Annotated in this window: 17 protein-coding genes; 4 read left to right on the top strand and 13 right to left on the bottom strand. The window is 66.4% G+C overall.

All coding sequences use genetic code 11. The annotated features are described in order from the left end of the window. Window positions 1–83: 83 nt before the first annotated feature. From WDC87_RS15290 to WDC87_RS15310, 5 genes are all read right to left on the bottom strand, one after another. Window positions 84–317, bottom strand: a complete 234-nt coding sequence (locus WDC87_RS15290) for a hypothetical protein (RefSeq protein WP_301655373.1) — start codon at window positions 315–317, stop codon at window positions 84–86. 122 nt (window positions 318–439) lie between these two features. Then, the gene (locus WDC87_RS15295) at window positions 440–688 is read right to left on the bottom strand and encodes a hypothetical protein (RefSeq protein ID WP_046429568.1); all 249 of its coding nucleotides are present in this window, start codon (window positions 686–688) and stop codon (window positions 440–442) included. Window positions 689–912: 224 nt separating this feature from the next. Then, entirely contained in the window at window positions 913–1,842 is a 930-nt protein-coding gene (locus WDC87_RS15300) for a hypothetical protein (RefSeq protein WP_046429566.1), read from the bottom strand. A gap of 37 nt (window positions 1,843–1,879) precedes the next feature. Next, window positions 1,880–2,536, bottom strand: a complete 657-nt coding sequence (locus tag WDC87_RS15305; protein ID WP_235319588.1) for a nucleotide-binding protein — start codon at window positions 2,534–2,536, stop codon at window positions 1,880–1,882. 91 nt (window positions 2,537–2,627) lie between these two features. Then, window positions 2,628–4,484 carry an integrase arm-type DNA-binding domain-containing protein gene (locus WDC87_RS15310; protein WP_224119354.1) on the bottom strand — a complete coding sequence of 619 codons (1,857 nt, stop codon included), beginning with the start codon at window positions 4,482–4,484 and terminating at the stop codon, window positions 2,628–2,630. 294 nt (window positions 4,485–4,778) lie between these two features. Between WDC87_RS15310 and mutS the strand changes: the two genes are divergently transcribed. The 3 genes from mutS (at window position 4,779) to katG (ending at window position 10,525) form a co-directional block, all read left to right on the top strand. After that, a complete protein-coding gene (gene mutS / locus WDC87_RS15315; protein ID WP_252745486.1) occupies window positions 4,779–7,334 on the top strand; it encodes a DNA mismatch repair protein MutS in 2,556 nt (851 codons plus the stop codon). Between the two features lie 206 nt (window positions 7,335–7,540). Continuing rightward, on the top strand, window positions 7,541–8,140 hold the full coding sequence (locus WDC87_RS15320; RefSeq protein ID WP_252745487.1) for a DUF937 domain-containing protein: 600 nt from the start codon (window positions 7,541–7,543) through the stop codon (window positions 8,138–8,140). A 147-nt stretch (window positions 8,141–8,287) separates the two neighbouring features. Then, window positions 8,288–10,525: a catalase/peroxidase HPI gene (gene katG / locus WDC87_RS15325; protein WP_072166880.1), complete on the top strand. Its 2,238-nt coding sequence runs from the start codon at window positions 8,288–8,290 to the stop codon at window positions 10,523–10,525. Between the two features lie 219 nt (window positions 10,526–10,744). Here the strand turns inward: katG and WDC87_RS15330 are convergent, their stop codons facing one another. Further along, window positions 10,745–11,152 (bottom strand): RNA-binding S4 domain-containing protein, encoded by a 408-nt coding sequence (locus WDC87_RS15330; RefSeq protein ID WP_252745488.1) that lies wholly within the window; start codon window positions 11,150–11,152, stop codon window positions 10,745–10,747. A 9-nt stretch (window positions 11,153–11,161) separates the two neighbouring features. Next, the gene (locus WDC87_RS15335) at window positions 11,162–11,401 is read right to left on the bottom strand and encodes a hypothetical protein (protein WP_061479154.1); all 240 of its coding nucleotides are present in this window, start codon (window positions 11,399–11,401) and stop codon (window positions 11,162–11,164) included. 62 nt (window positions 11,402–11,463) lie between these two features. On the opposite strand from WDC87_RS15335, the gene WDC87_RS15340 reads away from it, so the two are divergent. Further along, window positions 11,464–12,936, top strand: coding sequence for an MATE family efflux transporter (locus WDC87_RS15340; protein ID WP_252745489.1), 1,473 nt, complete (start codon window positions 11,464–11,466; stop codon window positions 12,934–12,936). A 68-nt stretch (window positions 12,937–13,004) separates the two neighbouring features. Here WDC87_RS15340 and WDC87_RS15345 read toward each other — a convergent pair whose 3' ends face one another. From WDC87_RS15345 to rimM, 6 genes are all read right to left on the bottom strand, one after another. Further along, on the bottom strand, window positions 13,005–13,412 hold the full coding sequence (locus WDC87_RS15345) for a DUF1801 domain-containing protein (RefSeq protein ID WP_072166882.1): 408 nt from the start codon (window positions 13,410–13,412) through the stop codon (window positions 13,005–13,007). Window positions 13,413–13,450: 38 nt separating this feature from the next. Next, window positions 13,451–13,885: a DUF1801 domain-containing protein gene (locus WDC87_RS15350; RefSeq protein WP_242890018.1), complete on the bottom strand. Its 435-nt coding sequence runs from the start codon at window positions 13,883–13,885 to the stop codon at window positions 13,451–13,453. Between the two features lie 78 nt (window positions 13,886–13,963). After that, window positions 13,964–14,344 (bottom strand): DUF6404 family protein, encoded by a 381-nt coding sequence (locus WDC87_RS15355; RefSeq protein WP_188241171.1) that lies wholly within the window; start codon window positions 14,342–14,344, stop codon window positions 13,964–13,966. 82 nt (window positions 14,345–14,426) lie between these two features. Beyond that, entirely contained in the window at window positions 14,427–14,828 is a 402-nt protein-coding gene (gene rplS / locus WDC87_RS15360) for a 50S ribosomal protein L19 (protein ID WP_005415736.1), read from the bottom strand. Window positions 14,829–14,982: 154 nt separating this feature from the next. After that, window positions 14,983–15,741, bottom strand: a complete 759-nt coding sequence (gene trmD, locus WDC87_RS15365; RefSeq protein WP_005415735.1) for a tRNA (guanosine(37)-N1)-methyltransferase TrmD — start codon at window positions 15,739–15,741, stop codon at window positions 14,983–14,985. Window positions 15,742–15,749: 8 nt separating this feature from the next. After that, the gene (gene rimM / locus WDC87_RS15370) at window positions 15,750–16,262 is read right to left on the bottom strand and encodes a ribosome maturation factor RimM (RefSeq protein WP_005415734.1); all 513 of its coding nucleotides are present in this window, start codon (window positions 16,260–16,262) and stop codon (window positions 15,750–15,752) included. Window positions 16,263–16,300 lie beyond the last annotated feature (38 nt).

Below are 16,300 nucleotides of genomic sequence, written 5' to 3' on the forward strand. Positions count from 1 at the left end.
CAAAGCCAGAATCAGGGCAAAGGAGGCCACCACCCAGACCACCAACTGATACCCTCAGCCCCGTACACCGGGTGGGTCAAAGTTCAACGCGCAGCCTGGGTCAGTTTTAAGTGCGCGCCAACAGTGTAGCCTTCCTTCGGGCTGCCCCAAATGAGCTCCGGCGGGGTGAGCCAGGTGTCCGTGCTTTGTGCTGCGGGCAGGCGGTCGTAACCGACCATGGCGGACGCGAGCTTGGTGGCGCGAGGGGCCGAGGTGTTCTTGCGCTGCTTCGGCAGGGACAGCGCGCTGGGGTCGAAGGGGTGAGCAGCAGCGTTCATGGGAAATCTCCAGGGTTGAGGGGTTTTTGGGCAAAGCTCCGCCAGCACGGCTGGTCGGCCGCGTTTCGCGAAAAGGGTTGAGGGGGTTGGGCCTAGGCCCGGGTTACCGCTGCGCTGCTGGCTTAGCCGTTGGCGGCGTCGGCCACGTCCAGGAAGCTGTCCAGCGTTGCCAGCTGCAGGGTGAGCACCCGGGCGGGGTGGTGGCCGCGCATGTCGCGGTTGGGCACGATGACCGACGTGCTGGTGTCAGCGGCGAGCTGGGTCAGGGCCTGAGGCAAGGCGTCGGCCAGGGCGTCGATGAGGACCTGCGGTGTCAGGGTGGAGAAGTGGGTCGAGAGCGAGGGGTCGAGCGAGAGGATGAGCGGCTGCATGGCGGTGTCTGTGTCGATTGGTGTGGCGCCAGCCTATCGATCAGGACATGGGAATCGGGCCCAAAAGGGGCGCTTGCCCCTTTCCCGTGCGGACACAAAAAAGCCCCAAGGGCGACCTGGGGCTTGAGCGGGTGAACAAGGCTGCGGCGGAAGCCGCGGCCTCCCTGCCTTTTCTTCCAAGACCGAGCCGGCGGGTAGCCGGCGAGAAATGCTCCAGCCTCCGGTCAGAACGGGCACGGCTTGCGAGCCTGACCTGTGGCAGCCGGCAGGGTCAAATCGAACAACGCCTCGCGAACCTCGGACTGAAGCATCTGCACGTCGCGCTCCTCTCCCCTCCACATGTCCAGCATTGCCGCCTGGACGGCTTGGGCGGTTGGGCTTTCCTCTTGAGCAACCGCCTCACGGGCTTTTCGGATGTCTTGCTCCACCCGGGTTAGGAGCTGGGCCAGCTCGCCCTGGGCGCTTTCCAGCAGCTCCTTGTAGCGTCCCGCGCAATCCTTTTTCAGCGCCTCGTCCGCCCAGGGCAGCGTGAACGCTTCGGGCAGCGTGGCTTCCTTTTGCATGAACATCACCACGCCCCGCTCGTCCTGCTGGAGCGCCCCACGCGCGCCACGCAGCAGCGCTGCAAGTGCAACCCTCTCCTCTTCACTGAGGTGGGAAAGGTCCAGCGTTGACACCTTGCCGTCCACCAGCCCCAGGCGGATCTGGGTTTTTTTGACCACTTGGAACGTCGCCGCTGGCCTTTTGACGGTTGCCCCAAGCAAGTCCTCATCGCGCCGAGACTCACGCCAGCGGCGAACCTTGGGGGCGCCCCTCACCCCTTCTGCCCATTCCAGAAGTCGGGGCAGGCCAATGGCCGCATGCTTGCCATCGTCTGCAAGCAACGGACCTGTTTCGCTGTCCATCGTTGCGAGAACCCGGAAAACCTTTTGGTTGATTCCCAGAAGTCCAGCGGCCTGCGCCGATGTCCACGGCGGGCTCAACTCCACCTTCGTTTTCGCCTTGGCCGCTTTCGCCTCTTGGTCAATGTCGTTCTTCAGACGCTTCCAGGAGACGCCCTCGCCGGCCAGGAACGCCGGGTGCTTTTGGCCCCAGGTTTTTCTGTAGCGTTTTAACAGCTGTGTTTCCGCTTCCTGCTTGGAATCAAGGGACATGGGTTTGCCGCATGGGTGGAATGACGATGGTAGCCGGTCAGAACCGGAACGGTGTGCGAGTGATTGGGTCCGCCGCGGGCGGCAGGCCGTCGTCCAAGCCTTGCGCACGGGCTTGGTTCCGGACCGCCCTCCACGCCGCCTGGAACGCGGATTGTGCCGCCTCCATTGCGTCATCGAATGGCTCGCGCGCCGCGACGCTGGTCCAAGGCTCCAGCAGGGCCTCGGCCAGGGGGGCCTCCCAGAGTTCGCCCTCGGCCAGGGCGCGATCCAGGGTGTCCTCGTCCACGGTGAGCACGTGCCCGGCAATCAGCCCTCCCACCACCGCCCATGGGTGGGGAATGGCCCAACCTTCATGGGACGTGATCAACGCAGCAAAGCGCCCGGCGTTCTTGCGCAGCTTTTCCAATGCCACCTTGGCCTCGTGGATCTGCCGCTCCAGCTCCAGCTCTCGCTGCTGTTGGCTCAAGCGCTCCAGCTCAGCGCTCAGCCGACGCTCTTTCGCTGACCTGCCCTGACGCCCATCCTTCCAAGCCACCAGTTCGTCGTAGTCGTATTTCACACGCTGGTTGGGGCCATTGACGGCGCTGCCGGTGGCCTTCTGAAAGCGGGGCCCGGTGGGCGGGGTGCGTCGCCTCCACTCGCCCAGCGTGTCGGCATGGATGCCCAAGAACCACGCGGCGGCCTTGGCGGACACCAACCCGCCTCCAGCGCTCTTCGCCCGGGCCAACTCTGCGTTCCAAGAGGCTTCCGCTTTGGCTTGGAACGCCTCTTCTGTGCGAACGGGCTCAATCCTCGTCATCGAGCGCCACCTTCTGGTTGCGTGCTGCAAAAATCGTCACTGGCGGGTCGTTGACCTCATCCAGCCGCGGCTTGTCCGTGCCCTTCCAGCGGTTCCAGACCCGGGGACTGCTCGCCATCATGTGCTCTTCCACCACGGCAAACGCTTGACGCAGGACCGACCACTCCTGCTCGGTGTAGATCGCGTCGGTGGCCGCGGAATCCTTGTCCTTGATCCGGTGGTGAAGCATCTGCGACACGACCCGGGCCTTGGTGCCGTGAATCCGTTCGGCATAGCGCCCCAGAGTGCGACGCAAATCGTGGGGGGTCAGGCCGATGTCCACCTCCTCGCGCAAATCGATCAGCCCAGCGTCGCGACGCACGTTGGCGATGATGGATTTGCTGTCGGAGTAATGACCCGTTTTGCTGCGCCCGGACCTTGCCGGAAAGACGAACCGGGTTCGATCCAACGCGTGCTCAGCGTCGGCCACCGCCGCCTCCAAGGCGTCGATCAGTCCCCGTTGCCCACCCCGTTTGCTCGCGGCGCTCAGCGCGGCCTTGGCGGCCTCCAATCCCTGCTTGGCCCCTGTATCGTCTGCGCGCTCGTTGAAGCGCCGCTGCAGGACGCGCTCGGCGAAGTAGGTGACGGGCAAGAACCGCTGCTCCTTGTTCTTGGTCTCGAAAAGGTAGACCTGGCTGCCCGCCCGCTTGGTGGTCGGGTTGATGTCCTCTGGCCCCGCCAGCCAGACCCAGGACACCATTTCCTGCGACAACTCTCCGGGCGTGCAGCGGTCATACCAGCGCAACGGAGCAGCCTCGCTGCGCCGTGTTCCCCAAAGCAAGGTCAGCAGCAGGTAGTCCGCCCCGGCCGCATTGCGCCCGCCTTGTTCGTCCCGCCGTGCTGCAATGGCTTTGAGGACTTTGGGCAGCGTTTTGTCGTCCAGGGGATTGCGAACCTCTGCCCGGCTGTAATGGTTTCGCAGCTCGTGCGCTTCCCGGAGCATGTCGCGGGTATGGATCACCACCAGCGGGTTGTAGAACTGGCGCTGGGGACGGCCAAACCGATGATCGCGGGCTCTTTCCTCGTCGATGAGGAAATCCACCGCTCGCCTGGCGTCCGAAAACGTGTGTTCCGTTGAACTCAACCCTGCAGCTCGCACCCGCTGGATGTATTTGCCGGTGATGCCCAACGCTTCCAGCTGGGAAACGGTGAGCTTGGCCCAATCCGCCACCTCCGCCAGCTTTCTGCTCATGTCCCGCGGAATGCGATTGGACAGCTGCATGGAACTGATCCGGCAAGCATCAAAGGCCTGCTGGATGACCTCCAAATGGAGCTCGTTCAAGGTTTTGTCCGCCAACCCAACCGTGGGGCGTGAAAGGCGGGCCAAACTGTCCCTCACCGCGTCCACGCTGGCCGGCTTGATCTTCTTGTTCTTTGCGCGGGCGTCCAAGTGGGCGATGTAACGCTCCAATGCCTCGCGCAGGGTCAGATCCCCGAACTCTTTTTCCGATTCCCTTTCCAGCGTTTCCAGCAACTGCTGGCGCTTGACGTGGACGGGGTTCTTCCCCGTTTCCTTCAACAGCGCCAGGTGCTCCCTGCACGCCTCCCTGGCCTCGTCCAGCCCCATGTCGCTCACGTTGCCCAAGGTGAAGCGGATCGGCGTGCCCGTGGGCCCTCGTTTCTGGCCAACGTAGGTGGTCATCGTGGAGCCGACCCGGAAGCCAAACCCCGTGGGAGCCCCCGGCCCGCCGTCCAGCACCACGTAAGCCTTCCCGTCCGGGCGCGGGACCAGCCGAACCTTTCCTTGCGCATCCAAGGCCGGGCCTTTGTGGACCGACAGCGCCAGCACCTGGGCGTAGGTCAAACTAAACTTGAGCGAACCCGCCCTACTGCTTGACGCTGGACTCTTCATCGCATGCCCCTCCGGGTGCCGGTGTTGCTACTGTAACGCACGCCCGCGGTCATTGCTACACGGCGTTGCTACACCCCACCCCACCCCATCCCGCGCCCGTCGCTACATCGTCACTACAGAAAACACCGTCACTCGCCTTCATTCGCCTCGAATCACCGTCACTCCACTCAAAGCCCTTCAACTCAAGTGATTGATATTAAAGAAAACAACAGCGCCAGCAAGGGCTCGAAGGAACACACGCCTGCGATGAAGCAGTTCTTCGCAGCCAAGTCCGAGTACCCGGACCTGCTGCTGTTCTTCCGCATGGGCGACTTCTACGAGCTGTTCTACGACGATGCGCGCAAGGCCGCGCGCCTGCTCGACATCACCCTGACCCAGCGTGGCAGCTCCGGCGGCGCACCGATTCCGATGGCCGGCGTGCCGGTGCATGCCTACGAGGGCTACCTGGCAAGGCTGGTGGCGCTGGGCGAGTCAGTGGCGATCTGCGAGCAGATCGGTGACCCGGCGCTGGCCAAGGGCCTGGTCGAACGCAAGGTGGTGCGCATCGTCACCCCCGGAACCGTCACCGACGAAGCGCTGCTGGACGAGCGCCGTGACACCCTGCTGATGGCGCTGTCGCGCACGAAGCAGGGCTACGGCCTGGCCTGGGCCGACCTGGCCGGTGGCCGCTTCCTGGTCAACGAAGTGGAAACCGACGACGCCCTGGAAGCCGAACTGGCCCGACTGGAGCCGGCCGAGCTGCTGGTGCCCGACGAAGAAAACTGGCCGGAATTCCTGCGCCAGCGCACCGGCGTGCGCCGTCGCGCCCCCTGGTTGTTCGACGCCGACAGCGGCCGCCGCCAGCTGCTGAACTTCTTCAAGCTGCATGACCTGAGCGGCTTCGGCATCGATGACAAGCCGCGCGCGACCGCTGCCGCAGGTGCCCTGCTCGGCTATGTCGAGGAGACCCAGAAGCAGCGCCTGCCGCACCTGACCTCGATCGCGATGGAAACCGCTGGCGAGGCGATCGCGATGAACGCCGCCACCCGTCGCCACCTGGAACTGGACACGCGCGTCGACGGCGATACCCGTAATACCCTGCTGGGCGTGCTCGACAGCACGGTGACGCCGATGGGCGGCCGCCTGCTGCGGCGCTGGCTGCACCGCCCACTGCGCCTGCGCGAGGTTCTGGTACAGCGTCACCATGCGGTGGAAACCCTGATCGACCGCGGCAGCGACGCCGATATCCGCGAACAGTTCCGCCGCCTGGGCGACCTGGAACGCATCCTCACCCGCGTCGCGCTGCGCTCGGCGCGCCCGCGCGATTTCTCCACCCTGCGCGATGGCCTGGGCTTGCTGCCCGCCGTGCGCGAGGTGCTGGCGCCGCTGGATTCGCCGCGCCTGCAGGCCCTGCACGCCGCGCTTGGCGAGCATGACGCGTGCGCGCAGCTGCTGGCCAGCGCCATTGCCGAAATGCCGCCACTGAAGCTGAGCGACGGCGGCGTGCTGGCCGACGGCTTCGATGAAGAGCTGGACGAGCTGCGCCGCCTGTCCACCCATGCCGACCAGTTCCTGGTGGATCTGGAACAGCGCGAACGCGAAAGCAGCGGCATTCCCACCCTGAAGGTGGGCTACAACCGCGTGCACGGCTACTACATCGAGATCAGCAAGGGCCAGTCCGACCGTGCGCCGGTGCACTACACCCGCCGCCAGACGCTGACCAATGCCGAGCGCTACATCACCGAGGAACTGAAGGCGTTCGAAGACAAGGTGCTGTCCGCGCGCGACCGTTCGTTGTCGCGCGAGAAGTACCTGTACGAGCAGCTGCTGGACACCCTCGGCGAACAGCTGGAACCGTTGAAGCAGTGCGCCGCTGCGCTGAGCGAACTGGACGTGCTGGCCGCCTTCGCCGAGCGCGCGCAGGCACTGGACTGGTCACGCCCGGAACTGGAAACGGCACCGTGCCTGAAGATCGAACGTGGCCGCCACCCGGTGGTCGAAGCGGTGCGTGAGCAGCCGTTCGAACCGAACGACCTGGACCTGCACCCCGATCGTCGCATGCTGGTCATCACCGGCCCGAACATGGGCGGTAAATCGACCTACATGCGGCAGAACGCGCTGATCGTGCTGCTGGCCCATATCGGCAGTTTCGTGCCGGCCAGCCGCGCTGTGATCGGCCCGATCGACCGCATCCTGACCCGCATCGGCGCCGGTGACGACCTCGCCCGCGGGCAGTCGACCTTCATGGTCGAGATGGCCGAGACCAGCTACATCCTGCATCACGCCACCGCCCATTCGCTGGTGCTGATGGACGAGATCGGCCGCGGCACCTCTACCTACGACGGCCTGGCGCTGGCCGATGCGGTCGCACGTCACCTGGCCTACCAGAACCGCTGCTATACGCTGTTCGCGACCCACTACTTCGAGCTGACCGCGCTGGCCGACGAACAACACGAGGGCGGCCGCAGCGGCATCGCCAACGTGCACCTGGACGCCGTCGAGCACGGTGAGGGGCTGGTGTTCATGCACGCGGTGAAGGATGGCCCGGCCAACCGCAGCTTCGGCCTGCAGGTGGCGGCACTGGCCGGCCTGCCGCGGGCTACTGTGGCGCAGGCGCGTCGCCGCCTGGCCGAGCTGGAACAGCGCGGCGGTGAAAGCCACGCGGCCGAACTGGCACCGCAGGCACTGGATGCACCGCAGCAGTTCGGCCTGTTCAGCGCGCCGTCCAGCAAGGCGCAGGAAGCGCTGGCGGCGATCGACCCGGACGAGTTGACGCCGAAGCAGGCGCTTGAGGCGCTGTACCGGTTGAAGACGCTGCTGTAACCGCGCCCGCTGGCAGGCCTGGGCCGAGCGCGGGCAGGGCTCTACAACTCACGCCCTGCCTGTAGAGCCGAGCCCATGCTCGGCTCCACAACGCCCCCGTGGCGCTCTGTCTGTAGAGCCGGGCCCATGCTCGGCTGCCTTCGCATTCCCGTAGTGCACGCAGCGTTATGCTCGGGCCGTCCTTCCTTCACAGAACAGAGACTGCCATGAACACCGAATCGCTCGCTGCATCCCTCTTCCAGCAGCTGCAGCAGGGCCAGGGCCTGCAGCAGGTGTCCCAGCAACTCGGCCTGGACAGCAGCCAGACCGCCCAGGCCGTCGGCAGCGCCCTGCCCCTGCTGCTCGGCGCGATGGGGCAGAACGCCAGTGAGCCTCAGGGCGCGCAGTCGCTGCTCAACGCGTTGCAGCGCGACCACAGCGGTGGCGGCGGTTTCGACCTGGGCGGGATCCTGGGCGCGGTGATGGGCGGGGGCGGCAGCGGCGCCACCGATGGCGCCGGCATCCTCGGCCACGTGTTCGGTGGCCAGCAACCGCAGGCGGCACAACTGCTCGGGCAGAAGACCGGTCTCGACAGCAGCACTTCGGGCAAGCTGCTGGCAATCCTCGCCCCCATCGTCATGTCCTTCCTGGCCCAGCGCTTCGCCCAGGGTGGCAACGCACGCCAGCTGAGCCAGGCATTGGGCCAGGAAACGCAGCAGTCCGGCGGCATCGGCAACCTGCTCGGCGGCGTCCTGGACCAGGACGGCGACGGCCAGTTCGGAGCCAGTGACTTGATGAAGCTGGGCGCGGGTCTGCTGAAGCGTTGATCGGACACGACCGTCCTAGTCAGACGGCTCCATAGTTCGCCACTATCGCATCGGTTGAATCAATCGAATTTACCCATTGGTAGGCGCCACCTATCGTGGTCAGGCCTCCCCCGATTCCACCTTTCGCCAGTCCACAGGTAGAGACCCATGAAAAGCGAAGCGAAGTGCCCGTTCAACCATGCCGTCGTCGGCGACGCGACGACCAACCGCGACTGGTGGCCGAACCAGTTGCGCGTGGACCTGCTCAACCAGCATTCGGCGCGCTCCAATCCGCTCGATGCCGGCTTCGATTACGCCAAGGCCTTCAAGGGGCTGGACTACGCCGCGCTGAAGGCGGACCTGAAGGCGCTGATGACCGATTCGCAGGACTGGTGGCCGGCCGACTTCGGGCACTACGGTGGCCTGTTCATCCGCATGGCCTGGCACAGTGCCGGCACCTATCGCATCGGCGACGGCCGCGGCGGCGGCGGTCGTGGCCAGCAGCGCTTCGCACCGCTCAACAGCTGGCCGGACAATGTCAGCCTGGACAAGGCCCGGCGCCTGCTGTGGCCGATCAAGCAGAAGTACGGCCAGGCCATTTCCTGGGCCGACCTGCTCATCCTCACCGGTAACGTCGCGCTGGAATCGATGGGGTTCAAGACCCTGGGCTTTGCCGGCGGCCGCCCCGATACCTGGGAGCCGGACCAGGATGTGTACTGGGGCCGCGAGACCACCTGGCTGGGCGGTGACGTGCGCTACAAGCATGGCTCGGAAGGCGTTGAAGAGAACCATGGCGTGCTCGTATCCGATGACGATGCCGACGGCGACGTGCACTCGCGCACGCTGGAAAACCCGCTGGCCGCAGTGCAGATGGGCCTGATCTACGTCAATCCGGAGGGGCCGGATGGCAACCCGGATCCGGTGCTGGCCGCGCATGACATCCGCGATACGTTCGGCCGCATGGCCATGGACGACGAGGAAACCGTCGCGCTTATCGCCGGCGGCCACAGCTTCGGCAAAACCCACGGTGCCGGCCCGGCCGACAACGTCGGCAAGGAACCGGAAGCCGCCGGGCTGGAAAACCAGGGCCTGGGCTGGGCCAGCAGCTTCCGCAGCGGCAAGGGCGGCGACGCCATCACCAGCGGCCTGGAAGTGACCTGGACGCGCACCCCGGCGCAGTGGAGCCACGATTTCTTCGAAATCCTGTTCGGCAACGAATGGGAGCTGAGCAAGAGCCCGGCCGGTGCCCACCAGTGGGTGGCCAAGAACGCCGAAGCGGTGATTCCCGACGCGCACGACCCGTCGAAGAAGCACCGCCCCACCATGCTCACCACCGACCTGTCGCTGCGCATGGATCCGGCCTACGAAAAGATCTCGCGCCGGTTCCTCGCCGAGCCCCAGGCCTTCGCCGATGCCTTCGCCCGCGCCTGGTTCAAGCTGACCCACCGCGACATGGGCCCGCGCGCACGTTACCTCGGCCCGGAAATTCCGGCCGAACAGTTCATCTGGCAGGACCCGCTGCCGGAAGCACAGCACCCGCTGATCGACGCCAAGGACATCGCCGCGCTGAAGCAGCAGATCGCCGCAGCGGGCCTGAGCGTCGCCGAGCTGGTGTCCACCGCATGGGCGTCGGCTTCGACCTTCCGTGGTTCGGACAAGCGCGGCGGCGCCAACGGTGCGCGCATCCGCCTGGCGCCGCAGAAGGACTGGGAGGTGAACCAGCCGCAGCAGCTGGCCAAGGTGCTGGCCGCGCTGGAAAAGGTGCAGGCCAGCTTCAATGCCGGCGGCAAGCACGTGTCACTGGCCGACCTGATCGTGCTGGCCGGTGGCGTAGGTGTCGAACAGGCGGCCAAGGCCGGTGGCCATGAGGTCAGCGTGCCGTTCACCCCGGGCCGCACCGACGCCAGCCAGGAACAGACCGACGTCGAATCGTTCGCGGTGCTCGAGCCGGTCGCCGATGGCTTCCGCAATTACCTGAAGGGCGCCTACAGCGTGCCCGGGGAGGCGCTGCTGATCGACAAGGCGCAGCTGCTTACGCTGACCGCGCCGGAGATGACCGTGCTGGTCGGCGGCCTGCGCGTGCTGGGTGCCAATGCCGATGGTGGCAAGCACGGCGTGTTCACCACGCGCCCAGGCACGCTCAGCAACGACTTCTTCGTCAACCTGCTGGACATGGGTACGCAGTGGAAGGCCACCGGCCGCGAAAGCTACGAAGGCCGTGGCCGCACCGACGGCGCTGTGCGCTGGACCGGTACCCGCACCGACCTGGTGTTCGGCTCAAACGCGGTGCTGCGCGCATTGGCCGAGGTCTATGCCAGCGCCGATGGCGAGAAGAAGTTCGTACAGGATTTCATCGCCGCCTGGACGCGGGTGATGGAACTGGACCGCTACGACCTGCACGGTTGAGGCGATCGGGGTAGTCGCCGGGCATGGCCCGGCGCTACCGGCGCGCTCCACCGGGTGCGAAGCGTCGGTTCGCATGCTCTCCGCAGCAGTACGCCATTTCGGCTGGCGTCCCGCAGCGCTTGGACGCAGGCACGGTCCGGCGAGCTCTCGTTGAAGCCGTTGCCACCGCGCTGCGGCGTATCCCGGAAGGTGATGTCGCCGGCGAACGCCGGGGCTGCGTCACAGCGCGTCGATGTCCCCCAGCGCGCGGATCAACCGGCGTGCGCGCTTGTCCGGCTTGTGCTCCGGCGGCTGGAACCCGTCACGCGCGGCGATGCGCAGCGCACGCTGTTCGGCACGACGCACCTTGGAGGCCTCGCTCTCGGCATACAGCTGCTGCGCCGTCGCTGCGGGCCCGCGCTGATCGCTCAGGCCGAGCACCTGGACCTCGAAATGCTCTTCACCACGGTCGACCTGAAGCTGCTCGCCCACACGCACCGCGCGTGAGGATTTCGGACGCTGCCCGGCAACGCTGACCTTGCCGGTCTCGATCGCCTGCTTGGCCAGGCTGCGGGTCTTGAAGAAACGGGCCGCCCACAACCAGATGTCCAGGCGGACACTGGGTGACAGCGGGGAAAGCTCGGGCATGGGGGCAGGCTACTCCAGTGGCTTGTTGAGGGGACGCGGGTTGTCCGGGTCGGCGCGGCAGCCGGTGCCGCCGATCAATGGCCGCACCCCGGAGGCCAGGTCCTGGCGCTGGCTGCCGACCAGGCACTCGGGACGGTCGGTTGGCCGGATCTGGGTATCACCCAGCCGGTCGTCCATCGAACATGCGGCCAATACAGCGCTGATCAAGGCCAGCGCCAACCTCCGCTCCACCTGCAGTCGTTGATGCATTGCCACATCCCGCAAACCGGCTTGGTGCTAGTGTGCGCCTCCCGGGATTCGATCACCACTCCATGGCCAAGGCACCGCTTGACCTGACCTCCGGCCCGATCGGGCGCAATCTCCTGTTGTTCTCCCTGCCGATCCTGGCGGGCAACATCGCGCAGTCGCTGAACGGTTCGGTGAACGCGGTCTGGGTCGGGCGCTTCCTCGGCGAGGCGGCACTGACCGCCACCGCGAACGCCAACAACATCATGTTCTTCCTGATCGGCTCGGTGTTCGGTTTTGGCATGGCCTCCACCATCCTGATCGGCCAGGCGATCGGCGCGCGCGACATCGCGCAGGCGCGGCGCGTGGTCGGCACCAGCGCCACCTTCTTCATCGGCCTGTCGGTGATCATCGCCCTCGCCGGCTGGTTCATGGCCCATCCGCTGCTGGCGGCGATGGGCACGCCGGCCGCTTCGCTGCCATTGGCCGAGGCCTACCTGCAGATCATCTTCCTGGCGATGCCGACGCTGTACGCGTTCGCCTTCCTCACCGCCGCGCTGCGCGGTGCCGGTGATTCGCGCACGCCATTCCGTTTCCTGATGGTGTCGGTGGCGCTGGACATCGTGCTGAACCCGGTACTGATCTTCGGCATGGGGCCGTTCCCTGCGCTGGGCATCGCCGGCTCGGCGTGGGCCACGCTGGTCGCGCAGACGCTGTCGCTGGCCGGCCTGCTGCTGTACATGCGGCACAAGCGCCACACCCTGTGGCTGGGCCGCGCCGACATGCGCCTGTTCAAGCTCGACATGACCATCCTCAAGGCGCTGGTGGTCAAGGGCGTGCCGATGGGCCTGCAGATGGTGCTGATCTCGCTGTCGGTGATCCTGCTGATGACCATGGTCAACCAGTACGGGACCGACACCGGCGCGGGCTACGGCGCTGCCCTGCAACTGTGGAACTACCTGCAGATGCCAGCGATGGCGATCGGTGCAGCGTGCTCTTCGATGGCCGCACAGAACGTGGGGGCGCAGCGCTGGGACCGCGTGCGCGGCACCGCGCGCCAAGGCGTGCTGTTCAACTTCCTGCTGACCGGCGCGTTGATCCTGCCGCTGGTGCTGTTCGATCGCCAGCTGCTGGCGCTGTTCCTGCCACCGGCCAGCCAGGCGCTGGAGATCGCGCGCCACCTCAACCACGTAGTGATCGGCTCGTTCCTGTTCTTCGGCGTCAGCTTCGTGATCTCCGGCGTGGTGCGCTCCACCGGCGCGGTGATTCCACCGCTGCTGATCCTGGCTGGCTCGCTGTGGGGCGTGCGCGTGCCGTTCGCCGAACTGCTGCAGCCTTACTGGGGCGCCGATGCGATCTGGTGGAGCTTCCCGGTCAGCTCGCTGGTGTCGATGCTGCTGTCGCTGGCGTATTACCGCTGGGGTGGCTGGCGCAAGGCGAAGATGATGGGCAAGCCCTCCCATGCCGATGCGCTGGCCACGCCCTCGGAGATTCCCGCCTGCCCACCCTCGCCGGTGGCCGACCCGGATGCGGCACTGGAGCCAGCGCCGCCACGTTGAGGTGGGTGCGGACCGTTGGTCCGCACAGGCCTGTCAGCCGAGCATGGGCTCGGCTCTACAGAAGACGGTCAGCGCTTCTTCTTCGCCGCGTTGAACGTCGCCGCCGCGCGCAGCAGCGCCTTGAACGTAGCGGCATCCGGCATCGCGCCTTGATGGATATCGATCGCGCGCCGGGTGTTGCCGTCCAGGCTGGCATTGAACAGGCCCTTCGGGTCCGGCAGCGCCGCGCCGTGGGCGAAGGTCAGTTTCACCGCCTGCCTGTAGGTTTCGCCGGTGCACAGGATGCCGTCCTGCTCCCACACCGGCGTGCCGCGCCACTTCCAGGTCTCCTGCACGTCGGGCAGGGCTTCATGGATCAAGGCGCGCACGCGTGCCAGCGTTTCGCCGCGCCAGTCACCCAGTTCGGCGATGCGCGCGTCGATCAGTTCAGCGGCCGGTGTTCCGGCATCGGCAGGGTTCGGTGCATGCGTGACCATCAGCGGCTCTCGTCGGGAAGGGAATCGGAACGTCGGGGTTACATGCGCTCGCCGGGCAACGCGGCGGCCTGGCGCACCCAGTCGCGGAACTGCGTTTCATCCAACGGGGCATCTTCGAAGATGTGCAGGTAACGCGTATTGGCGCTCCTGGACGGCTCGGGCGGCACTGGCGCCAGTGCCGCGCCGCGGAAGAACGCCACCTTGATGTAGCGGGTGAAGCAATGGAAGCTGAGAAACCACCCTTCGCCCGGCGCAACCGCATACATCGGCGAGTTCCACTTCACCGCCTTGTGCACGCCAGGTACGGCCTGCTCGATCAATGCATCCAGTCGCGCGCCGATCGCACGTTTCCAGTCCGGCATGGCGGCGATGTATGCCTGCACCGGCGCATCGCCCTCGCCCTTGGCGATCTGCGGGTTGCCACCGGACAGCAGCGTGGGCGCAGTGGAAGGTGCGGTTCGCTTGGCAGGCATCGCACGGCACGGGCATCGGGATGAAGCTGCAGCCTAGCGCGGGCCCGCCGTGTGGTCACGGCGCAGTGCGCCATCGGCTCAGTCTGCCTGCCGTGCGCGGAACCGTCGCCAGTCCGGCAGCTTGCGGTGGCGGCGCAGCGAGCGCATCAGCGCCGCCATCACCATGCCGAACAGCACGCCAGCCGACAGGCCGGCCACCAGCAACAGCGCCAGCGGGCGCTCGCTGCCCTGCCACAGCATCAGCCACATCAGCGCGGTCCAGAACAGCCCGAACAGCAGGCCCTGCACCAACGCGGTGGTAGCAAATCCGGCCAGGATCGGCGGCGGCAGTGCAATGCCCAGGCGCCACAGCAGGCGATGCAGCAGCGGTGCCGACTGCACGCGCGCCAGCCCCTGGCCGTCCAGGAAGCGCAGCGCCGACTGGATCACGGCAGGATAGCGCGGGTTGATGTCGCTCATCACCTGATCGTGGCCGATGCGATGCCGGAAACGCAAACGGCCACCCGAAGGTGGCCGTCGCGGCAACAACCGAAGTTGTTTATCAGGCCTTGTCGGCCAGACGGGCAGCCTTGGCGGCAGCAGCGGCAGCCAGGTCTTCCTTGATGCGGGCAGCCTTGCCTTCCAGGCCACGCAGGTAGTACAGCTTGCCGGCGCGGACCTTACCACGACGCTTCACTTCGACCGAGTCGATGATGGCGCTGTGGGTCTGGAAAACGCGCTCGACGCCGTAGCCGTGCGAGATCTTGCGGACGGTGAACGAGGAGTTCAGGCCGGCATTCTTGGTGGCGATGACGACGCCTTCGTAGGCCTGCACGCGCTCGCGGCTGCCTTCCTTCACCTTCACGTTGACGACAACGGTGTCGCCCTGGCTGAACTTCGGCAGTTCACGGGTGATCTGGGCGGATTCGAATTCCGCGACGATGGACTTGTTCAGCTTGCTCATGGGTTACACCGATTCTTGTTCGGGTGGGCGTGTCATATCGACAACGTGGGCTCATGCAGTCACCGGACTGTGCTGCACGTTTGTTTTGGGTACTGCGCGCGCCAACCGGGGCTGGCGGGAATTGGCCATGATAGCCGATAAAGCCAGCCCTGCGCTAGGGGCTGGCCTTCTGGTTCCGGGCCTGGCGGCCCTGCTCCAGCAGTTTGCGGTCGGCCTTGCCCAGTGCCTGTTCATCCAGCAGGTCCGGGCGCCGCTGGGCGGTCCGGAGCAGCGACTGCTGGCGGCGCCAGGCGGCGATGGCAGCGTGGTTGCCCGAGCGCAGAACCTCCGGCACGTCCCCCAGCGGGTGCTGGGCCGGCTGGCTGTAATGCGGGCAGTCGAGCAGACCGAGGTCGCCCTCGAAGCTGTCCTGCGCCGCCGACTCCGCATCGTTCAGGGCACCGTCCTGCAGGCGGGCCACGGCGTCGATGATCACCGCCGCGCCCAGCTCGCCCCCGGACAGCACGTAGTCGCCGAGGGAGATTTCCTCGTCGACATTGGCCTCCAGGAAACGCTCGTCGATGCCCTCGTAGCGGCCACAGAGCAGGACCATGCGCGGCAGCGCCGCCAGTTCCCGCACCTTGGCCTGGGTCAACGGCGCGCCCTGCGGGCTGAGGTAGATCACCCGCGCCGGGGTGGGATCGGCCTCTCGGATCGCCTGCAGGCAGGCCTGCAGCGGCTCGATCAGCATCACCATGCCCGGGCCACCACCGAACGGACGGTCGTCCACCCGGCGGTAGTTGCCTTCGGCGTAATCACGGGGGTTCCAGCCATGCAGGCTGAACAGTCCCTTCTCCTGCGCGCGCCCGACCACGCCCAGTCCAGCGGACTGGGCGAGGAACTCGGGAAACAGGGTGATGACGTCGAAACGCATGCTCACACTCAGAACTCGGGGTCCCAGTCGACCACGATCAGGTTGGCCTCGAAATCGACGGATTTGACGAAGTCCGGCTGCACGAACGGAATCATCCGCTCGCGATCACCCCGGACCACCACCACGTCATTGGCGCCGGTGCTGAACAGATGCGAGACCTGGCCCAGGGCAACGCCCTCGGTGGTCTTCACATCCAGGCCTTCCAGGTCCACCCAGTAATACTCATCGGGCTTCGGCGGCGGCAGGGCACTGCGGGCCACGTAGATCTCGGTGCCGCGCATCGCTTCGACCACATCGCGATCCTCGACCCCGGGAAAACGGGCCACCAGGTGCTTGCCGCTGTCGCGGCCGCGTACACCCTCAACCGTGGTTTCCACGCCGGACGGGCTGCGCACGATCCACGGCTGGTAACGGAAAATGGCGGAACGAGGCTCGGTCCAGGACTCGAGCTTGATTTCGCCGCGCACACCAAAAGCGCCGACAACCCTGCCCAGCAGGATGCGGCGCTCGATATCTTTCATCTGCGTCAACCAAGAGGGCCACGCCGAAGCGTGGCCCG

This window comes from Stenotrophomonas maltophilia group sp. Smal12 (assembly GCF_037079935.1).
In the GTDB taxonomy this organism is placed as follows: Bacteria; Pseudomonadota; Gammaproteobacteria; order Xanthomonadales; family Xanthomonadaceae; genus Stenotrophomonas; species Stenotrophomonas sepilia.

What these genes read in the sequence shown, in the direction of transcription:
- WDC87_RS15290 (WP_301655373.1), bottom strand. Translation starts at nt 317, where the DNA reads ATGAACGCTGCTGCTCACCCCTTCGACCCCAGCGCGCTGTCCCTGCCG.
- WDC87_RS15295 (WP_046429568.1), bottom strand. Translation starts at nt 688, where the DNA reads ATGCAGCCGCTCATCCTCTCGCTCGACCCCTCGCTCTCGACCCACTTC.
- WDC87_RS15300 (WP_046429566.1), bottom strand. Translation starts at nt 1,842, where the DNA reads ATGTCCCTTGATTCCAAGCAGGAAGCGGAAACACAGCTGTTAAAACGC.
- mutS (WP_252745486.1), top strand. Translation starts at nt 4,779, where the DNA reads ATGAAGCAGTTCTTCGCAGCCAAGTCCGAGTACCCGGACCTGCTGCTG.
- WDC87_RS15320 (WP_252745487.1), top strand. Translation starts at nt 7,541, where the DNA reads ATGAACACCGAATCGCTCGCTGCATCCCTCTTCCAGCAGCTGCAGCAG.
- katG (WP_072166880.1), top strand. Translation starts at nt 8,288, where the DNA reads ATGAAAAGCGAAGCGAAGTGCCCGTTCAACCATGCCGTCGTCGGCGAC.
- WDC87_RS15330 (WP_252745488.1), bottom strand. Translation starts at nt 11,152, where the DNA reads ATGCCCGAGCTTTCCCCGCTGTCACCCAGTGTCCGCCTGGACATCTGG.
- WDC87_RS15335 (WP_061479154.1), bottom strand. Translation starts at nt 11,401, where the DNA reads ATGCATCAACGACTGCAGGTGGAGCGGAGGTTGGCGCTGGCCTTGATC.
- WDC87_RS15340 (WP_252745489.1), top strand. Translation starts at nt 11,464, where the DNA reads ATGGCCAAGGCACCGCTTGACCTGACCTCCGGCCCGATCGGGCGCAAT.
- WDC87_RS15345 (WP_072166882.1), bottom strand. Translation starts at nt 13,412, where the DNA reads ATGGTCACGCATGCACCGAACCCTGCCGATGCCGGAACACCGGCCGCT.
- WDC87_RS15350 (WP_242890018.1), bottom strand. Translation starts at nt 13,885, where the DNA reads ATGCCTGCCAAGCGAACCGCACCTTCCACTGCGCCCACGCTGCTGTCC.
- WDC87_RS15355 (WP_188241171.1), bottom strand. Translation starts at nt 14,344, where the DNA reads ATGAGCGACATCAACCCGCGCTATCCTGCCGTGATCCAGTCGGCGCTG.
- rplS (WP_005415736.1), bottom strand. Translation starts at nt 14,828, where the DNA reads ATGAGCAAGCTGAACAAGTCCATCGTCGCGGAATTCGAATCCGCCCAG.
- trmD (WP_005415735.1), bottom strand. Translation starts at nt 15,741, where the DNA reads ATGCGTTTCGACGTCATCACCCTGTTTCCCGAGTTCCTCGCCCAGTCC.
- rimM (WP_005415734.1), bottom strand. Translation starts at nt 16,262, where the DNA reads ATGAAAGATATCGAGCGCCGCATCCTGCTGGGCAGGGTTGTCGGCGCT.